Source organism: Plastoroseomonas hellenica, assembly GCF_018129085.1.
Classification (GTDB): Bacteria; Pseudomonadota; Alphaproteobacteria; order Acetobacterales; family Acetobacteraceae; genus Plastoroseomonas; species Plastoroseomonas hellenica.
On sequence record NZ_JAAGBB010000024.1, the window covers coordinates 15,610 to 32,860 of the forward strand.

The 17,251-nt window shown below is 68.1% G+C and carries 18 protein-coding genes; 3 read left to right on the forward strand and 15 right to left on the reverse strand.

Annotated elements, in window-relative coordinates:
- Positions 1–86 precede the first annotated feature (86 nt).
- The 5 genes from GXW71_RS19420 to GXW71_RS19440 form a co-directional block, all read right to left on the reverse strand.
- Positions 87–1,958 carry a bifunctional sugar phosphate isomerase/epimerase/4-hydroxyphenylpyruvate dioxygenase family protein gene (locus GXW71_RS19420; protein WP_211854226.1) on the reverse strand — a complete coding sequence of 624 codons (1,872 nt, stop codon included), beginning with the start codon at positions 1,956–1,958 and terminating at the stop codon, positions 87–89.
- 146 nt (positions 1,959–2,104) lie between these two features.
- Complete coding sequence (gene pcaG, locus GXW71_RS19425) at positions 2,105–2,725, reverse strand: protocatechuate 3,4-dioxygenase subunit alpha (RefSeq protein WP_211854227.1); 621 nt, start codon at positions 2,723–2,725, stop codon at positions 2,105–2,107.
- A gap of 4 nt (positions 2,726–2,729) precedes the next feature.
- Positions 2,730–3,455, reverse strand: coding sequence for a protocatechuate 3,4-dioxygenase subunit beta (gene pcaH, locus GXW71_RS19430; protein WP_211854229.1), 726 nt, complete (start codon positions 3,453–3,455; stop codon positions 2,730–2,732).
- The gene (locus GXW71_RS19435; protein ID WP_211854231.1) at positions 3,452–4,306 is read right to left on the reverse strand and encodes a BKACE family enzyme; all 855 of its coding nucleotides are present in this window, start codon (positions 4,304–4,306) and stop codon (positions 3,452–3,454) included. The genes pcaH and GXW71_RS19435 overlap by 4 nt, the downstream gene beginning before the upstream one ends.
- Positions 4,307–4,330: 24 nt before the next feature.
- Entirely contained in the window at positions 4,331–5,326 is a 996-nt protein-coding gene (locus GXW71_RS19440; RefSeq protein WP_211854232.1) for a Bug family tripartite tricarboxylate transporter substrate binding protein, read from the reverse strand.
- A gap of 252 nt (positions 5,327–5,578) precedes the next feature.
- Here GXW71_RS19440 and GXW71_RS19445 point away from each other — a divergent pair, with 252 nt between their 5' ends.
- Entirely contained in the window at positions 5,579–6,481 is a 903-nt protein-coding gene (locus GXW71_RS19445; protein WP_211854233.1) for a shikimate dehydrogenase, read from the forward strand.
- Positions 6,482–6,506: 25 nt separating this feature from the next.
- On the opposite strand, the gene GXW71_RS19450 is transcribed toward GXW71_RS19445, so the two are convergent.
- The 9 genes from GXW71_RS19450 to GXW71_RS19490 form a co-directional block, all read right to left on the reverse strand.
- Positions 6,507–7,175 (reverse strand): TetR/AcrR family transcriptional regulator, encoded by a 669-nt coding sequence (locus tag GXW71_RS19450; RefSeq protein ID WP_367617332.1) that lies wholly within the window; start codon positions 7,173–7,175, stop codon positions 6,507–6,509.
- An 89-nt stretch (positions 7,176–7,264) separates the two neighbouring features.
- Positions 7,265–7,633: a HesB/IscA family protein gene (locus GXW71_RS19455; RefSeq protein ID WP_211854235.1), complete on the reverse strand. Its 369-nt coding sequence runs from the start codon at positions 7,631–7,633 to the stop codon at positions 7,265–7,267.
- Between the two features lie 11 nt (positions 7,634–7,644).
- Positions 7,645–8,052 carry an SUF system Fe-S cluster assembly protein gene (locus tag GXW71_RS19460; protein WP_211854236.1) on the reverse strand — a complete coding sequence of 136 codons (408 nt, stop codon included), beginning with the start codon at positions 8,050–8,052 and terminating at the stop codon, positions 7,645–7,647.
- A complete protein-coding gene (gene sufU, locus GXW71_RS19465) occupies positions 8,012–8,476 on the reverse strand; it encodes a Fe-S cluster assembly sulfur transfer protein SufU (RefSeq protein ID WP_211854238.1) in 465 nt (154 codons plus the stop codon). Before sufU ends, GXW71_RS19460 begins: the two co-directional genes overlap by 41 nt.
- 2 nt (positions 8,477–8,478) lie before the next feature.
- Entirely contained in the window at positions 8,479–9,729 is a 1,251-nt protein-coding gene (locus tag GXW71_RS19470) for an aminotransferase class V-fold PLP-dependent enzyme (RefSeq protein ID WP_211854345.1), read from the reverse strand.
- Positions 9,729–11,003, reverse strand: a complete 1,275-nt coding sequence (gene sufD, locus GXW71_RS19475) for a Fe-S cluster assembly protein SufD (protein WP_211854240.1) — start codon at positions 11,001–11,003, stop codon at positions 9,729–9,731. The genes GXW71_RS19470 and sufD overlap by 1 nt, the downstream gene beginning before the upstream one ends.
- Positions 11,000–11,746, reverse strand: a complete 747-nt coding sequence (sufC, locus tag GXW71_RS19480; protein ID WP_211854241.1) for a Fe-S cluster assembly ATPase SufC — start codon at positions 11,744–11,746, stop codon at positions 11,000–11,002. The genes sufD and sufC overlap by 4 nt, the downstream gene beginning before the upstream one ends.
- 74 nt (positions 11,747–11,820) lie before the next feature.
- Complete coding sequence (gene sufB, locus GXW71_RS19485; RefSeq protein ID WP_211854243.1) at positions 11,821–13,308, reverse strand: Fe-S cluster assembly protein SufB; 1,488 nt, start codon at positions 13,306–13,308, stop codon at positions 11,821–11,823.
- Positions 13,309–13,323: 15 nt separating this feature from the next.
- Positions 13,324–13,776, reverse strand: coding sequence for an SUF system Fe-S cluster assembly regulator (locus GXW71_RS19490; RefSeq protein WP_211854245.1), 453 nt, complete (start codon positions 13,774–13,776; stop codon positions 13,324–13,326).
- Positions 13,777–13,966: 190 nt separating this feature from the next.
- Between GXW71_RS19490 and GXW71_RS19495 the strand changes: the two genes are divergently transcribed.
- Positions 13,967–14,854 (forward strand): alpha/beta fold hydrolase, encoded by an 888-nt coding sequence (locus GXW71_RS19495; protein WP_211854247.1) that lies wholly within the window; start codon positions 13,967–13,969, stop codon positions 14,852–14,854.
- A gap of 2 nt (positions 14,855–14,856) precedes the next feature.
- Here GXW71_RS19495 and GXW71_RS19500 read toward each other — a convergent pair whose 3' ends face one another.
- Positions 14,857–16,161 carry an SAM-dependent methyltransferase gene (locus GXW71_RS19500; protein ID WP_211854249.1) on the reverse strand — a complete coding sequence of 435 codons (1,305 nt, stop codon included), beginning with the start codon at positions 16,159–16,161 and terminating at the stop codon, positions 14,857–14,859.
- A 158-nt stretch (positions 16,162–16,319) separates the two neighbouring features.
- On the opposite strand from GXW71_RS19500, the gene GXW71_RS19505 reads away from it, so the two are divergent.
- On the forward strand, positions 16,320–17,228 hold the full coding sequence (locus GXW71_RS19505; protein ID WP_211854250.1) for an SDR family NAD(P)-dependent oxidoreductase: 909 nt from the start codon (positions 16,320–16,322) through the stop codon (positions 17,226–17,228).
- Positions 17,229–17,251: the final 23 nt, after the last annotated feature.

Here is a 17,251-nt window from a genome sequence, read left to right on the forward strand (position 1 = left end):
TCGGCGAGGAGATCGGCGCGCCAGGGGCGGAAAAGACCCGCCAGACGCCCCCGCAGGCCAAATGGCGATCCGCCCTGGGCGCTTCCTCAATCCCCGCCCGTGCGGCGGCGCCCCTGCGCCGCCATGCGCACGGCGGCATTGGCGGCGCCATACTGGCGATAACCGTCGCGCCGCTCGGCGATCTCGAAGAAGAAGCGATCATGGAAAGCATGCGTATAGGCGTGCCGGAAGCTGCCCCCCTCGGGATCGCGGTCGTAGAGCAGGTGCAGCCGCGCCAGGACCGTCAATTCGCCGTCGTCGAGATCGAAGCGGGCGGCGAGGTCCTCGTAGTAGTTCTCGGGTATGTCGAGCATCGGTGCCCCGCGCGCGGCGGCCCGTTCCATCTCCACCTCGGCATCGGCGGTGGTGAAGGCGATGTGATGCACGCCGGCGCCGGCCAGCGCCGAGACGAAGCGGCCGGTGCCGGTGTTGCCGCTCTGCGAGACATTCAGCGGCAGCCGGACGCTGCCCGCGCCGCCGACGAAAGCGCGCGACCGCACCAGGCCATAGGGATCCGCCAGTTCCCAAAGCGCGTCGGGCTCGAGGCCGAAGAGCGTGCGATAGAACAGTACGAAGCCGTCGATCATGCCGGGTGCCACCGCCTGCGCCACGTGATCGACGCCCAGCAGGCCGGCCGCATCGACGCCAGGCTCCACCCGGAAATCATCCTCCCAGATCGGCCGCGTTGCCGCAGTCGCGGCCTCCACCAGATAGACGAGGGTGCCGTCGGGCGCGCGCACGGCCGGAATCCGGCGCTCCCCTGCCCCGATGCGCTCGCGCCAGACCGGATAGGAGAGCGCCTGGGCGCGGGCGACCAGGCGGTCGGGATCATCGACGCGCAGCGCCATGGCACAGACCGACGCGCCGCGCTGCTCGAAGCGCTCCGACGCTGCGCTGTCCGGCTCCGCGTTCAGGACCAGGTTGGCGCCGCCGTTGCGCCAGAGCTCGACATCCTTGGTGCGGTGGGTGCCGGCGTGCCGGAAGCCGAGCCTGCCGAGCAGGTCACCAAGCTCGTCCCGCGCTGCGTGATCAACCGCGAACTCCATGAATTCGACGCCGGAGAGTTTCGGCAGCGCCGGCAGGGGCGCGGCACCGACCTGCTCCTCCAGCCAGATCAGGCTGCGCAGGCCATCGCGCGCGATGCGGCGCGAGGCCGCGGTGCGGAATTCGTCATTGAAGACCTCGAGCGAGAGCGGGCCGGCATAGCCCGCCGCGAGCAGGTCGCGCAGGAAGGAGGCGACCGGCAATTCGCCCTGGCCGGGGAAGAGGCGGTGATGCCGGCTCCAGGACAGCACGTCCATGGCGAGGTTCGGCGCATCCGCGAGTTGGAGGAAGAACAGCTTTTCCGCCGGGACGGCGCCGGCAAGCCCCGCCAGGTCGTCCTGCAGCGACAGGGTATGAAAGCTGTCGAGGCAGAGGCCAAGCGCCGGATGGTCGGCATGCCGCACGATGTCCCAGGCCTGGCGCCAGCGGTTGACGTGCCGTCCCCAGGCCAGCGCCTCGTAGCAGACGCGGAGCGAGCGTTGTGCCGCGCGCTCCGCCATCTCCCGCAGATCGTCGGCGGCACGCTCCGGCTCCGGCAGGGCGGCCGCATGGGTGTTGCTGCAGACCAGGATCAGCTCCGCGCCCAGCGCCTGCATGGTGTCGAACTTGCGCTCGGCGCGATCGAGATTGCGGCGGCGCTGCGGCTCGGGCATCGCCTCGAAGTCCCGGAAGGGCTGGAAGAGCGTGATGGCGAGATCGAGATCCGCGCAGATCTGCCTGATATCGGCGGGCGTGCCGTCGAAGGTCAGCAGGTCGTTCTCGAAGATCTCGACGCCTTCGAAGCCGGCCGCTGCCGCCGCTTCCAGCTTGTCCGGCAACAGGCCGGACAGGCAGACGGTGGCGATGGATTTCGGCAGGCGGCGCAGATCCGGCATGGCAGCGGCCCCTTGTCAGTGGAGCGGCCGATTCAGACCTCCAGGCCTCCGGCCCTCCGGTCATCGGACGCTTGTCAGTGGAGCGACCGATTCAGACCTCCGGGCCGTCCGACGTATACGTCGGACCCCATCCGGTCATCGGACGCTCAGATGTCGAAGAAGACGGTTTCGCCCTCGCCCTGCAGGCGGATGTCGAGGACGTAGCAAGGCCTGTCGTCGCGCACCTCGCGCCGTGCCAGCAGCGTCCGGCGCCGCTCCGGCTGCTCGACGATACCAAGCACCGGATCCTCCGCGTTCGCCGCTTCCTCATCAGCGAAGTAGAGCCGGGTCGAGAGGCCGGTGTTGATGCCGCGCGCGACGATCCAGAGATTGATGTGCGGCGCCATCCGGCCATGCCCGCGCCGGCCGGGGACGCGGCCTGGCTTGATCGTCTCGAAGCTCCAGAGCCCGGTCTCGAAATCCGTGCCCGTCCGTGCCCAGCCGCGGCCGGATGGATCATTCATCCCCTGTGCCGGATAGCGGCCGGAGGCGTCGGCCTGCCAGATCTCGACCAGCGCGTCGCGCACCAGTGCGCCGGCACCATCAAGGATGCGCCCCTCGATGCGGATCCGCTCACCCTCGGCTGTCGGATCGAAGGCGGCCTCGCCGAGGTTGTTCTCGAAGATGTCGAAGCCGGCCTGACGCGGGATCAGGCCGATATGCACATAGGGCCCGGCCGTCTGGGACGGTGTCTCGGGCAGGTAGCCGAGCGCGTCGGGAGTGATCATGCCGTCAGTTCCCTTGCAGCCGGTTCTCGAACAAGGTCGATCGGCTGCCGCGCAGCACGATGTCCCAGCGATAGGCCAGGGTGTCGAGCGGCACGGAAGCATCAAGGTCGAGCCGCGCCACCAGCCGATCGCGCGCGGCGCCGTCCGGCACGGTCGCGAGGATGCTGTCGTGGCGGATCAGCGGATCGCCCTCGAAATACATCTGGGTGATGAGCCGCTGCGCGAAGCCGGAGCCGAAGACGGAGAAGTGGATATGTGCCGGCCGCCAGTCATTGACGCGGTTGCGGTAGGGATAGGGGCCGGGCTTGACGGTGCGGAAATGATAGCGGCCGTCGGCATCGGTGATGGTGCGGCCGCAGCCGCCGAAATTCGGATCGATCGGCGCGACGTAGCTGTCATTGCGGTGCCGGTAGCGCCCACCGGCATTGGCCTGCCAGAACTCCACCAGCACGCCCCCGACCGGGCGCGCCGATCCGTCCAGCACGCGGCCATGGACGATGACGCGCTCGCCGATCGGCTCGCCGGTCTTGGCGTGATTGAGGATGAGGTCATTGTCGAGCGGGCCGAGCGCGCTGTTCCCGAAGGCCGGCCCCGTCACCTCCGACTGGCTGTTCTGCAGCGAGATCAGCGGCCGATGCGGCCCGCGCAACACGCTGGTCTTGTAGATCGGCGTCACCGCGGGCGGATGCTGCGCGCGGTCGCGCGCGACGAATTCATGGGCGGGGTTCATGCCCCGTTACTCCCTTGCGCAACGGCGGGCAGACCGAGGATGCGCCGCGCCTCGGCGGCGGTGGCGACGGGGCGGCCGACGCGGTCCGCCATGGCCGCGACTTCAGCGACCAGGGCGGCGTTGGAGGGCGCCAGCGTCTCGCGGTCCAGGCGGATATTGTCCTCGAGCCCGGTGCGGCAGTGGCCGCCCATCGCCAGCGCCCAGGACGCCACCTCGAACTGGTGCCGGCCGATGCCCGCCGCGGTCCAGGTGGCGCCGGGCAGCAACTCCCGCAGCTTCGCCACCTCGAATTCCAGGATGTCGCGCCGCGCCGGCAGCGCGTGCTTCACGCCGAACACGAACTGCACATGCGGCGGCGGCCGAATCAGTCCTTCCGCCACCAGATCCGCGGTGTTGTAGAGCATCGCCAGGTCGAAGACCTCGATCTCCGGCTTGATGCCGAAGTCGCGCATGTGGACAGCCAGCGTGCGCACGAAGTCCGGCGGGTTCTCGTAGACGATGGTCGGGAAATTGACGCTGCCGGTGGCGAGCGAGGCCATGTCCGGCCTGAGATACAGCATGCTGCCGCGCTGCTCGAGCGCGCGGCCGCGGCCGCCGGTCGAGAACTGGATGATGATGTCCGGGCAGTGCCTGCGGATGCCCTCCTGGAAGGCAGCGAATTTGTCGGGATCGCTGGAGGGTGTCTCGTCCGCGTTGCGGACATGCACATGCACCAGGGCGGCGCCGGCTTCGTAGGCGGCATGGGTGCTCTCGATCTGCTCGGCGACCGTCACCGGCAGGGCTGGGTTGTCGCGCTTGCGCGGCACCGAGCCGGTGATCGCGACGGAGATGATGCAGGGCGCGCCGGCCATCGGCTTATCCCTTCCTGATCGGCGTCATTCGAGCGTGATGCCGCGGGTGCGGATCACGTCGGCCCACCGGGCGCTCTCGGCCTGGAGATAGGCGGGGAACGCCTCCGGCGTGCCGACGGTCGGGAAGATCGAGTTCTGGCGCAGACGCTGCAGCACCTCCGCATTCTGCATCGCGGCCGTCATTGCAGTGGCAAGGCGCTGCACGATCGGCGCCGGCGTGCCGGCAGGCGCCAGCAGCGCGAAATCCGAGGTCGCCTCGAAGCCCGGGAAGCCGGCGCTCGCGATCGTCGGCACGTCCGGCGCCAGCTCGTTCGGCTGCGGGGTGCTGACGCCGATGGCGCGGATGCTTCCGGCCTGCATCAGGGGCAGCGCGGTGACCGCATCCACGAAAGCGACCTGCGCTTCATTCGCGATCAGCGCCTGCACAGCCGGGGCGCCGCCGCGATAGGTGATGTTCTGGATGTCGATCCCCGCCTCGCGCAGGAAGAGCTCGGTCGCGAGATGCGCTGAGGATCCGGCGCCGGAGGAGCTGTAGGACATCCGCCCCGGCGCTTCCTTCGCGCGGGCGATCAGGCCCTGGATATCGGTGATGCCGAGCGTCGGGTTGACGCAGAGGAAGATCGGCGAGATCGCCACGCGCCCGATGCCGACGAAGGCGCGTTCATCGTCATAGCCGCGCTGCGGAAAGAGATGGCGCGACATGGCGTAGGTGGAATTGACGCCGAGCAGCAGCGTATAGCCGTCCGCCCGCGCGCGGGCGACCGAGGCATGGCCGATGGTGCCGGAGGCGCCGGGACGGTTGTCGACCACGACATTGCCGCCGAGTTCCTGGCTGAGCTGCTGGGCCAGTACCCGGGCGACGAAATCCGTCGACCCGCCCGGGGCCCAGGCAACGACCAGGGTCACCGGACGGTTGCCTGGATAGGCGTTGCTGCCCTGCGCAAGCGCAGCCTGGCCCGCGGCGGCGCCGGCCAGGATGAGGGTCGTGGTGCCGAGCAGGCGGCGGCGGTGCAGAAGCATGGACGCTCTCCTCTGGCGAGGCGGTACGGCCGCCCCGTTTTGTGTGTGACGGAAGCCCCGGCTTCGAGTGGGGCATCATCAGTGTTGCTTTGTACGTACTAGATGGTACATTCTGACGCAAGAGAAAAATTGCTGCGCCGGCCGGCGCCCAATGGCCGGATCTAACGCGCTGTTTTGCCAAAGATCTTCACCCGTTCGCGTGATGCCGCCGGACGGAACCCGCTTCAGCCCGAAGCCAGCAGGAAGGCCGCAATGGACACCGCATCCCCGACAGCACAGGACGCTCCGCCGGCGGTCCTGGCCGGCCTGATCGGCGCGGGGATCGGCGCTTCCCTGACGCCCGCCATGCATGAGCGGGAGGGCGCGGCGCAGGGCCTGCGCCTGATCTATCGGCGCATCGACCTGGCCACCCTCGGGCTTGGCCCCGCGGCGCTGGAGGAACTTCTGGTCGCGGCGCAGCGCTTCGGCTTCGCCGGGCTCAACATCACGCATCCCTGCAAGCAGGCGGTGATCCCGCTGCTCGACGCATTGTCCCCGGATGCGCGCGCGATCGGGGCGGTCAACACCGTCGTGCTGCGGGATGGCAAGCGCATCGGCCACAACACCGATGTCTCCGGCTTCGCCGAAGGCTTTCGGCGCGGCCTGCCAGAGGTCGCGCGCCGCCAGGTGGTGCAGCTCGGCGCCGGCGGCGCAGGGGCCGCGGTCGCGCATGCTCTGCTCGGTCTCGGCGTCGAGCGGTTGGTGCTGTTCGATGTCGAGCCCATCAGGGCTGCGGCGCTGGCGAGCGATCTCGCCGCCCGCTTCGGGGCCGGGCGCGCCGTCACCGCCGCCGATCTCGTCATCGCGATGGCGGAGGCCGATGGCCTGGTGAACTGCACGCCGATCGGCATGGCGAAATATCCGGGCCTCCCCCTGCCCGCCACGCTGCTGCGCCCGGCCCTCTGGGTGGCGGAAATCGTCTATTTCCCGCTGGAGACCGAGCTGCTGCGCCATGCGCGCGAACGCGGCTGCCGCACCCTCGATGGCGGCGGCATGGCGGTGTTCCAGGCGGTGGGCGCGTTCCGGCTTTTCACCGGCATCGAGCCCGATGCCGTCCGCATGCAGGACCACTTCAAGGCGCTGACCGCAGCGCCGCGCTGCCACCCGACGGATTGAGCCCGTGGCTGGAGATGCAGGGACGCTACGCCCCGGGCCGGAGATAGCGCATCACTGCATCGACAATCATGCGGCGATGCGTGGCATGCACTTCCGACGCGGCGTTGTCCTGGCCGTAGATTGCCCGCAGCGTGTAGCGGTTCGACACGCGGTAGAAGCAGAACGAGCTGATCAGCATGTGCAGGTCGAGCGGATCGACGCCCGGCCGGAAGCGCCCTTCCTGTTCACCGCGCTGGAGCAGGCGCGTCATCAAGCCGATCACCGCGGCATTGCGGGCTCGGATGGTCGGTGACGCCGCGACCTGCCGGCCTTCGTGGATGTTCTCCACGCTGACCAGGCGGACGAATTCCGGATGCGCCGCGTGATGGTCGAAGGTCAGCTCGACCAGCCGGACCATCGCTTCCTCCGGCGGCAGCACCTCGGGGCCGAGCGCCTGCTCGGCATCGCGCATGCCGCCGTAAAGCTCCTCCAGCACTGCCGCGTAGAGTTCCTGCTTGCCGCCGAAATAGTAATAGATCATCCGCTTGGTGGTGCGCGTGCGGGCCGCGATGTCGTCCACGCGGCCGCCGGAGAAGCCCTTCTCGCTGAATTCGGCGATGGCGGCATCGAGGATCGCGCGGCGCGTTTCCTCGGGCGCCCGCTTGCGGACCACGGTGTCAGCGGCGGAGGCATCGGGGGAAGTCTTTGGGTACACGGCAGATCCCGAACTCTCTGGTTCGTTCAAAGCTAGCACGCGGGCTTCGGCGCGCTCGGGCAGAATCATTCCCGTAGGCGCCGAAGACGTCAGATGTGGAAGCTCTCGCCGCAGCCGCAGCGGCCCTTCTCGTTCGGGTTGGTGAAGGTGAAACCGGCACTCATCGCCTTCACCTCGTAATCCATCACCGTGCCGATCAGGAACAGCGTTGCCTTGCGGTCCACCAGGACGGTGATGCCCTTGTCGGTGACCACCTCATCCCCCGGCCCTGCCGCGTCGACCCAGGAGAGATCGTAGGACAGGCCTGAGCAGCCCTTGGTGGAGACCGCGATGCGCAACAGCCGGCCCTGCTCGCCCTTCGCATAGAGCGCGGCGAGGCGTTCGGCGGCACCGTCCGACAGGCTCATCAACGGCGGCAGCGCGCGCTTCGGCTTCGGCGTGTCGATGGTCGTGCTCATCGGGCAGGTCCTCAGTACATGTTCAGCGCGAGGCGGGCATCTTCGCTCATGCGGCTCTGATCCCAGGGCGGATCCCAGACCACTTCCACCTTCGCGTCGCCGACGCCCGGCACCAGGCGCACCGCCTCCTCCACCTGTCCCGGCAATTCCTGCGCCGAGGGGCAGGACGGTGTGGTCAGCGTCATCTCGATCTTCACCTGGCCGTCATCGGCGATCTCGATCGCGTAGATCAGGCCGAGCTCATAGATGTCGACTGGGATTTCCGGGTCGAAGACCGTCTTCAGCATGGTGATCACGGCATCCTCGCTGACGCGGACGGGCGGCGGCACCTCGCCATCCGGGGTCCAGCTACCATGCGCGGGCGCGGTCTTGGCGTCGTCACTCACTGCTCGCCTCCTTCGCCCCGGCCAGCGCTGCATTCAGCGTATGCCAGGCGAGCGTCGCGCATTTCACGCGCGACGGGAACTCATGCACGCCGGATAGCGGCTGCAGCCGCTCCATCTCGTCCGCGATATCGGCGCCGCACTCGGGGCAGGTGCCGGTCATGGCCAGGTCGCGGAACTTCGCCCCCAGGGCCTGCGCCGCTTCCGGCGCCTTGCCCTTGATGACCTCGGTCATCAGGGAGGCACTGGCCATCGAGATGGCGCAGCCGCGGCCCTGGAAAGCGGCATCGCCGATCGCGCCATCCGGCGTCAGCTTCAGGAACAGCTCCATCCGGTCGCCGCACATCGGGTTGTCGCCGCGTGCGCTGCGGTCGGCATCCTCCAGCCGGCGGAAGTTCCGCGGCTTGCGGCCATGGTCGAGAATGACCTCCTGATAAAGGTCCCGCAGGTCGTCAAACATGATCACACACGGAAGAACCTCCGCGCCTCCACCAGCGCATCAGCTAGGAAATCGATCTCGCCCAGGGTCGTGTAAAGGCCGAAGGATGCGCGGCAGGTGCCGGCCTCCATCCCGAAACGCGCATGCAGCGGCTCGGCGCAATGCCGCCCGGCGCGCACCGCGATGCCGACCCGATCGAGCAGGGTCGAGAGGTCATGTGCATGCGCATTGTCGAGCGCGAAGCTGAAGACCCCGCCCCGGTCCTGCGCGCGCCCCAGCACCGTGACGCCCTCGATCGCGGAAAACCGTGCCATCGCATGTTCGGTCAGCGCGCGCTCATGCGCTTCCAGCGCCGGGAAGCCGATGGCGTTCACGTAGTCGATCGCGGCGTGCAGCCCGACCGCCTCGACAATCGCCGGCGTCCCCGCCTCATGCTTGGCCGGCACCTCGGCCCAGGTCGAGCGCTCCAGGGTGACGGAGGCGATCATGTCGCCGCCGCCCAGCATCGGCGGCATGGCGTCCAGCAGCGGCAGCTTCCCGTAGAGCACTCCGATGCCGGTGGGCCCATAGAGCTTATGGCCGGTGAAGACATAGAAATCGGCATCGATCGCCCGCACGTCGACATGTCGGTGCACCGCGGCCTGCGAGCCGTCGAACAGCACCACAGCGCCCGCCTCATGCGCCATGCGCGCGATGCGCTGCGCCGGCGTCACGGTGCCGAGCACGTTCGACATATGCGTGACCGCGACCAGCTTCACCCGCCCGTCCGCGAGCTTCGCGGCGTAGTCCTCCATGTCGAGCTCGCCGGCATCGGTCACCCGGATGAAGCGCAGCTCGATGCCTTCAGCGTCGCGCAGCATCTGCCAGGGCACCAGGTTGGCGTGGTGCTCCATCTCGCTGGTCAGCACCGCATCGCCCGGCTTCAGCACGCCGCCGCCATAGCTGCGGGCGACCAGGTTGATCGCCTCCGTGCTGTTGCGGGTGAAGACGACCTCGCGCGCATCGGGCGTGCCGAGAAAGCGCGCCGCCGCGCCGCGCGCTGCTTCATAGGCGCCGGTCGCGACCTCGCTCAGATGGTAGGCGCCGCGATGGACATTGGCATAAGCCTCCTCCATGCAGCGGGTCATCGCCTGGATGACCTGGCGCGGCTTCTGGGCCGACGCCCCGCTGTCCAGGAAGACCAGCTTCTTGCCGCGGATCTCCTTGCCGAGGATCGGGAAATCCTCGCGGATGCGGGCGACGTCGTAGCCGGGGGAGCGCGCCAGGCCGTCCATCACGCCGCTGCCTCCGCCCGCCACCAGCCATCGACGGCGCGGGCCAGCGCGCCGCGCAGCGTCTCTTCCGCAACGCTCTCCACCGCTTCCTGCAGGAAGGCTTCCACCAGCATCGCCTTGGCCTCGCTTTCCGGAATCCCACGGGCCCGCAGGTAGAAGAGCTGGTCGGCATCCAGCTCCCCCACCGTCGCGCCATGACTGCACTTCACGTCGTCCGCGTAGATTTCAAGCTGCGGCTTGCTGTCGATCTCGGCATCCGGGCTCAGCAGCAGCGCCTGGTTCATCTGGTAGCCATCGGTCTTCTGCGCGGCCTGGCGCACCAGGATCTTGCCCTGGAAGACGCCGCGCGACTTGCCGGAGAGCACGGTCTTGTAGGTCTGGCGGCTGCTGCAATCCGGCGCCGCGTGGTCGAGCGCGGTCGTCGTGTCGGCATGCTGGCCATCGACCAGGAGCTGGGCGCCGTTCATGTGGCATTGGGCGCGGGCGCCGGTCAGCGCGGTGTGGATCTCGTTCCGCGCCAGCTTGCCGCCGGCGTTGAGCGTGAAGTTGTCATAGACCCCGCCCGCCGCGACCCGGGCATAGACGGTCGAGAGGTGCCAAGCCTCCCGCGCTTCCTGCTGCAGCCGGCCATGGGTCAGGCGCGCGCCTTCCGCCACCTCGATCTCATAGACCGGGTTGTGCAGGTAGCGGGCGCGGGCGGCGCCCGTCGCAGTCTCGATCAGGGTCAGGGACGCGCCGGGTGCCAGCCGGATGAGGTGGCGCGGGTGGAAGGCCTGCGGCCGCTCGCAGGCGGTGGCGTAGGAGAGCAGCTCCATCACGCCACCATCGACGCCCTCGCCGATCTCCAGCAGCAGCCCGTCCTCGAACAGCATGGTGTTGAGTCCCGCCATCGGCTCCCGCGCCGGCTGCGCCAGGACGCCGAGCCGGCCTTCGAGCTCCGGCAGGTGCCGCGCCAGTGAACGGGCGCCCGGATGGTCCGACAGATCCTCCCGGAAACGGCCATCGACGAAGACGACGCGCGGCGCGATCGCCGGCGGCAAGGTCACGCCGCCATCCAGCAGGGTCAGCGGTTCATCGAAGCTGACATGGCCGAGCGGGTTGAGGTCGGTGTATTTCCATGCCTCCACCCGCCGGGTCGGGAAGCCCTGGGCGCCGAAGCTCTCCGCCGCTTCGCCGCGCAGCGCATCGAGCCAGGGCAGCTTCGCGCCCGGCAGCCGGCTTCGCAGGCCTTCGAAACGGTGGGAGAAGCCGGCAGCGCCCGCGACGGCGTTCATGCCGCCTCCTGCACGGAGGCATAGCCCTCCTTCTCCAACGCATGCGCCAGCTCCGGCCCGCCCGACTTCACGATGCGGCCCTTCACCAGCACATGCACGCGGTCGGGAATGATGTAGTCGAGCAGCCGCTGATAGTGGGTGATGATCAGCGCCGAGAAATCGGGCGCACGCTGCGCGTTCACGCCATCGGCCACGATCTTCAGCGCATCGATGTCGAGGCCGCTGTCGGTCTCGTCCAGGATCGCGAGCTGCGGCCGCAGCAGCGCCATCTGCAGCACCTCGTTGCGCTTCTTCTCGCCGCCGGAGAAGCCGACATTGACGCCCCGCTTCAGCATGTCCTCCGGCATCGAGAGCGCCTTCATCCGCTCCCGCGCGATCTTGAGGAACTGCATGGCGTCGAGCTCCGGCTCGCCGCGGGTCTTGCGGATCGCGTTCAGCGCGGTGCGCAGGAAATTCGCATTGCCGACGCCCGGCAGCTCCACCGGATACTGGAAGGCGAGGAAAAGGCCGGCCGCCGCACGCTCCTCCGGATCCAGCGCCAGCAGGTCCTGGCCGTGGAAAGTGGCGCTGCCGCCGGTGACCTCATAGCCTTCGCGGCCCGCCAGCACGTAGGACAGCGTCGACTTGCCGCTGCCATTCGGCCCCATGACGGCATGGATCTCGCCGGCGGGCACTTCGAGCGAGATGCCGTTCAGGATGGTCTTGCCGTCGATCTCGGCAGAAAGATTCTCAATCTTCAACATACCCATTTATTTCCTTCGGAACGCGGCCGATTCAGACCTCCGGGCGACAAGCGCCCTCCGGTTATCGGACGCGGTTAACCAACGCTTCCTTCGAGCGAAATCTGCAGCAGCTTCTGCGCTTCCACCGCGAACTCCATCGGCAGCTCCTTCAGCACCTCGCGGCAGAAGCCATTGACGATCATGCCGACCGCCTCTTCCTGGCTGAGGCCGCGCTGGCGGCAGTAGAAGAGCTGATCCTCGGCGATGCGGCTGGTCGTCGCCTCATGCTCCACCTTGGCGGTGAGGCAGCGGTTCTCGATGTAGGGCACGGTGTGTGCGCCGCACTTGTCGCCGATCAGCAGGCTGTCGCACTGGGTGAAGTTGCGGGCACCACTGGCACGCGGACCGATGCGGACGAGACCGCGATAGGTGTTCTGCCCTTGCCCGGCGCTGATGCCCTTGGAGACGATGGTCGACTTCGTCCGCGCGCCGAGATGGATCATCTTGGTGCCGGTATCCGCCTGCTGCCAGTTGTTGGCGATGGCGACGGAATAGAACTCACCGACGCTGTCGTCGCCCTGCAGGATGCAGGAGGGATACTTCCAGGTGATGGCGGAGCCGGTCTCGACCTGCGTCCAGCTCACCTTGCTGCGCTTGCCGCGGCAGGCCGCCCGCTTGGTGACGAAGTTATAGATGCCGCCCTTGCCATTGGCGTCGCCCGGGTACCAGTTCTGCACCGTGCTGTACTTGATCGAAGCATCGTCCAGCGCCACCAGCTCGACCACCGCGGCATGGAGCTGGTTCTCGTCGCGCATCGGCGCTGTGCAGCCTTCGAGGTAGCTGACCGTGCTGCCCTCATCGGCGATGATCAGCGTGCGCTCGAACTGACCTGTGCTCTTGGCGTTGATGCGGAAATAGGTGGACAGCTCCATCGGGCAGCGCACGCCCTTCGGGACATAGACGAAGCTGCCATCGGTGAAGACGGCGCAGTTCAGCGCCGCGAAGAAGTTGTCGCCCTGCGGCACGACGGAGCCGAGATACTTCCGCACCAGCTCCGGATGGGTCTGCACCGCTTCCGAGATGGAGCAGAAGATGATCCCTTCCTTCTCCAGCCGCGCCTTGTAGGAGGTGGCGACGGAGACGCTGTCGAACACCGCATCCACCGCGATCGGCATGCGCGCGTCGGCAGCCGAGCCAGCGCCTTCGACGCCCGCCAGCACCTCCTGCTCACGCAGCGGGATACCGAGCTTCTCATAGGTGCGGAGCAGCTCCGGATCGACCTCCTCGAGCGACTTCGGACCCTGCTTCGGGGCCGCGTAGTAATAGGCGTCCTGGTAGTCGATCGGGTTGTACTTCACCGCCGACCAGCGCGGCTCCTCCATGGTCTGCCACAGCGCGAAGGCGCGCAGCCGCCATTCGAGCAGCCATTCCGGTTCGTTCTTCTTCTTCGAGATGAAGCGGACGATGTCCTCGTTCAGGCCCTTGGGCGCGAACTCCATCTCGATGTCGGTCTCGAACCCCCATTTATATCCGGAGTCGGTGACGGACTGGACGGCTTCGATCGTTTCATTCACGGCAGGCATGGCGTGTCCTGGCTCTTATTCCGCGGCGTGCGCGGTGGGAAAGCTGGTGGGCGCTGCGGCCCGTTTCGGCGGGCCGGCGAGATCGGCAATGGTGATGCCGGCAAGCGCGTCGCGGATGGCCCGGTTCACCGGGTCCCAGCGGCCACGCACGGCGCAGACGCTCTCCGCCTCGCAGGTGCCGATCCCGTTGTCGACGCAGGCGGTCAGCGCGACGGGTCCCTCGATGGCGGCGATCACCTCCGAGAGCGGCATGGCGGCGAGCGGCCGGGTCAGCCGGTAACCCCCACGGGCGCCGCGCTGGCCTTCGACCAGATCGTGATGGGCGAGGATCTTCAGCACCTTGGCGACCGTCGGCTCGGCGATATGGGTGCCGGCGGCAAGGCCCGGGGCGGTCTGCACCCCGCCTTCCGACCCGAGCCGGGCCAGCACGACGACTGCGTAGTCGGTCAGTTTGGAAAGCCGCAACACGGGCTCCCGCTCCTCTCGGACCAGAAAACGGACCTTCTCGGTCCGGATTGCAGATGCGCCCGCGAAGGCCCCGAGTCAAGGGTAGCCAGCCGTCTGGACGCTCCCGGAATCGGCGCTCAATCTGCCGGCTTATGCTTGGCGCGCGGCCGCCCCGCCAACCCCGCGCGCCAACCCCGCGAAGGAGAGATCCATGCCGGTGATCCGCACCGATGACGGTGTCGAGCTGTACTACGAGGAGGCGGGCAGCGGCACGCCGCTTGTCTTCGTCCATGAATTTGCCGGCGACTGCCGGAGCTGGGAGCCGCAGCTCCGCTTCTTCGCCCGCCGCTACCGCTGCATCGCCTTCAACGCCCGCGGGTATCCGCCCTCCCAGGTGCCGAGCGATCCCGAAGCCTATTCCCAGGACCGGGCGACTGACGACATCGCCGCCGTCATCCGGGGCCTCGACCTGCCGCCCGCCCATGTCGTGGGCCTCTCGATGGGCGCCTTCGCGACGCTGCATCTCGGCCTGCGCCATCCGGAACTCGCCCGCAGCCTGACCGCGGCCGGTGTCGGCTATGGCGCGGAAGCCGGCAAGCGCGCGCAGTTCCAGGCGGAGAGCGACGCCGCCATCGCGCGCATCCGCGCCGAAGGGATGGCGACGTTCGGCCTGAGCTACAGCCGCGGCCCGACCCGCCTCGTCTTCGCCGAGACCGATCCCCGCGGCTTCGCCGAATTCCAGGCGCAGCTCCGCGAGCATTCGACCGAAGGCTCCGCGCTGACCCAGCAGGGCGTGCAGCGGCGGCGTCCCTCGCTCTATGACCTCAAGGACGGCTTCGCGGCGCTGACGGTGCCGACGCTGGTCATCGCCGGCGATGAGGATGACCCGACGCTGGAGCCGGCGCTCTATCTGAAGCGCACCATCCGCTCCAGCGCGCTGCTGGTGATGCCGAAGGCCGGGCATACGATGAACCTCGAATATCCCGATGCCTTCAACCGTGCGGTGCTCGACTTCGTCACCCAGGTCGATGCCGGCGCCTGGCGGCTGCGCATCCCCGAGAGCCAGTCCGGCAGCATCATCTCCGCGACGGAGAAATAGGATTACCGGTAGATATCCGCGCGGGTCGGCGGCAGCCCGCTCGGCCCGCGCGAACGCTTGGAGGCGAGCGTCTGGAAGATGCGGGAGGTATCGCGGTCGAAGGACAGCGTGACACCCGCCAGATAGAGCAGCCAGAGGCGCACCTTCGCCGGCCCCACCTGCTTCGCGGCTTCTTCCCGGTTCGCGTAGAGGCGCTCGGTCCAGAGTCGGCAGGTGCGGCCATAATGCTCGCGCAGGTTCTCGGCGTCGTGCACCTCGAAGCCGTTGCGCTCCAGCGCGGTGACGGTGCCACCGATGTGGTCGAGCTCGCCGCCCGGGAAGATGTATTTGGTCAGCACCTTGAATTCCGGGCTGTTGCGGCGGAACTGGCGCTCCGTGCGCTTCATCGGCGAGGTGATCGCGTGGTGCAGATAGAGCCCGCGCTCCCGCAGCAGGCCCTTGATGTGCTGGAAATAGGCATCCCGGTTGGCGAGCCCGACATGCTCGAACATGCCCACGCTCGCGATCTTGTCGAAAGTGCCGGTGAGCTCGCGGAAGTCCCGCAATTCGATCGTCACGCGGTCCTGCAGGCCGAGGCGCGCGATCTTCGCCTGCGCGAAGTCGAACTGCGCCTGGCTCAGCGTCACGCCATGCGCCTGGACCCCGTGATGCTGCGCCGCATGGCAAACCAGGCCACCCCAGCCGCACCCGATATCGAGAAAGCGTTCCCCCGGCGCCAGCCGCAGCTTGCGGCAAATGTGTTCGAGCTTGGCCTTCTGGGCGACGTCAATGGAGGCGTCCCAGTCCGGGAAATAGGCGCAGGAATAGACCATCTCCTCATCGAGGAAGAGGCGATAGAAGGCGTTCGAGAGGTCGTAGTGGAACTGCACCAGCGCCTTGTCGTCTCGCCCTTTCTCGTATTCGCGCGGCGCCTTGCCCTCATAGGCGAGGCTCGAGGTCGCGGCCGGGTTCCCGAACAGGAAGGGCAGCAGCGCCCGGGCCAGCTTCACCTTGCTGAGCCGGCGCCAGAGGCGCTTGGTGCGGCGCTCCGCCCGGCGTGCCGCGATGTCGAGCAGGGTGCCGCCCTCGATCGAGACCAGATCCTCGACGATCAGCTCCACCAGGGTCTGCAGGCGCGGGGAGCGCAACAATCGGGTGAGCGCCCCGGGCGAATGGATCTCCATCGCCAGGTCGCCGGACCAGCGCGGGCCGAGCGGCAGGGGCACGCCGTCCCAGAACTTCAGCGCCAAGTCCATGTTGAGATGAGGTGCGAGGTCCGCAATGAGACCTCGCAGGGCAGCGAGGCGAGAATCGGCTGCGTCGGTCATGGCCGCCAATGTTACAGGCGCCCGACGCCCCGCGCTACTCGGCGCTTGCGGGCATCCCATGAATGGCAGGCGCAGGAGGGCCGCGTGGCCGGACCGGCTTCCCGAAGCCGGATGACGGTACTAGATACGAGGGTTCGCAAGCAGGAGGAAGCAGCACCATGATGCTCGAAGGCAAAGTTGCCGTGGTCACCGGTTCGGGTGGCGGCATCGGGCGCGAGATCGCGATCGCCATGGCGGTGGCCGGCGCCAAGGTCGTCATCAACGACATCGGCGCCAGCCTGACCGGCGAGGGCCAGTCAGCGACGCCGGCAGAGCAGACCAAGGCGATCATCGAGCAGCGTGGCGGCCAGGCGGCGATCAATACCGACAGCGTCAGCGAATGGGCGAATGCGCAGCGGATCGTCCAGTGCGCACTCGACAATTTTGGCCGCATCGACATCGTCGTGAACAATGCCGGCATCCTCCGCGACCAGATCTTCCACAAGACCTCGCCCGAGGAATGGCTCGCCGTCATCAACGTCCACCTGAACGGCAGCTTCTTCGTCTCCCGCGCCGCGGCGGAGCATTACCGCAAGCAGGGCTCGGGCGCCTTCGTACACATCACCTCCACCTCCGGCCTGATCGGCAATTTCGGGCAGGCGAATTATTCGGCGGCGAAGCTCGGCATCGTCGCCTTGTCGAAGTCGATCGCACTCGACATGCAGCGCTTCGGCGTCCGCTCCAATTGCCTCGCTCCCTTCGCCTGGAGCCGCATGACGAGCTCCATCCCGGCCGAGACGCCGGAGCAGAAGGCGCGGGTGCAGCGCCTGATGGCGATGGGGCCGGAGAAGAACGCACCGCTCGCGGTCTTCCTCGCCTCCGACGCGGCCAAGGATGTCACCGGCCAGGTCTTCGCGCCGCGCATGAACGAGCTCTTCGTGTTCAACGCGATGCGGCCGGTGCGCGGCATCCATCGCAGCGAGGGCTGGACGCCGGAGGCAATCGCCGAATACGCGCTGCCGGCACTGAAGCCCGCCTTCGCGCCGCTCGAGCGGTCGGGCGACGTGTTCAGCTGGGATCCGGTCTGATCCCGGTGCGGGCGACCCTGAGG

Excerpts from the sequence above, each read along its gene's own strand:
- GXW71_RS19420 (WP_211854226.1), bottom strand. The coding sequence starts at position 1,958 with ATGCCGGATCTGCGCCGCCTGCCGAAATCCATCGCCACCGTCTGCCTG.
- pcaG (WP_211854227.1), bottom strand. The coding sequence starts at position 2,725 with ATGATCACTCCCGACGCGCTCGGCTACCTGCCCGAGACACCGTCCCAG.
- pcaH (WP_211854229.1), bottom strand. The coding sequence starts at position 3,455 with ATGAACCCCGCCCATGAATTCGTCGCGCGCGACCGCGCGCAGCATCCG.
- GXW71_RS19435 (WP_211854231.1), bottom strand. The coding sequence starts at position 4,306 with ATGGCCGGCGCGCCCTGCATCATCTCCGTCGCGATCACCGGCTCGGTG.
- GXW71_RS19440 (WP_211854232.1), bottom strand. The coding sequence starts at position 5,326 with ATGCTTCTGCACCGCCGCCGCCTGCTCGGCACCACGACCCTCATCCTG.
- GXW71_RS19445 (WP_211854233.1), top strand. The coding sequence starts at position 5,579 with ATGGACACCGCATCCCCGACAGCACAGGACGCTCCGCCGGCGGTCCTG.
- GXW71_RS19455 (WP_211854235.1), bottom strand. The coding sequence starts at position 7,633 with ATGAGCACGACCATCGACACGCCGAAGCCGAAGCGCGCGCTGCCGCCG.
- GXW71_RS19460 (WP_211854236.1), bottom strand. The coding sequence starts at position 8,052 with ATGCAGCGCTGGCCGGGGCGAAGGAGGCGAGCAGTGAGTGACGACGCC.
- sufU (WP_211854238.1), bottom strand. The coding sequence starts at position 8,476 with ATGTTTGACGACCTGCGGGACCTTTATCAGGAGGTCATTCTCGACCAT.
- GXW71_RS19470 (WP_211854345.1), bottom strand. The coding sequence starts at position 9,729 with ATGGACGGCCTGGCGCGCTCCCCCGGCTACGACGTCGCCCGCATCCGC.
- sufD (WP_211854240.1), bottom strand. The coding sequence starts at position 11,003 with ATGAACGCCGTCGCGGGCGCTGCCGGCTTCTCCCACCGTTTCGAAGGC.
- sufC (WP_211854241.1), bottom strand. The coding sequence starts at position 11,746 with ATGTTGAAGATTGAGAATCTTTCTGCCGAGATCGACGGCAAGACCATC.
- sufB (WP_211854243.1), bottom strand. The coding sequence starts at position 13,308 with ATGCCTGCCGTGAATGAAACGATCGAAGCCGTCCAGTCCGTCACCGAC.
- GXW71_RS19495 (WP_211854247.1), top strand. The coding sequence starts at position 13,967 with ATGCCGGTGATCCGCACCGATGACGGTGTCGAGCTGTACTACGAGGAG.
- GXW71_RS19500 (WP_211854249.1), bottom strand. The coding sequence starts at position 16,161 with ATGACCGACGCAGCCGATTCTCGCCTCGCTGCCCTGCGAGGTCTCATT.
- GXW71_RS19505 (WP_211854250.1), top strand. The coding sequence starts at position 16,320 with ATGATGCTCGAAGGCAAAGTTGCCGTGGTCACCGGTTCGGGTGGCGGC.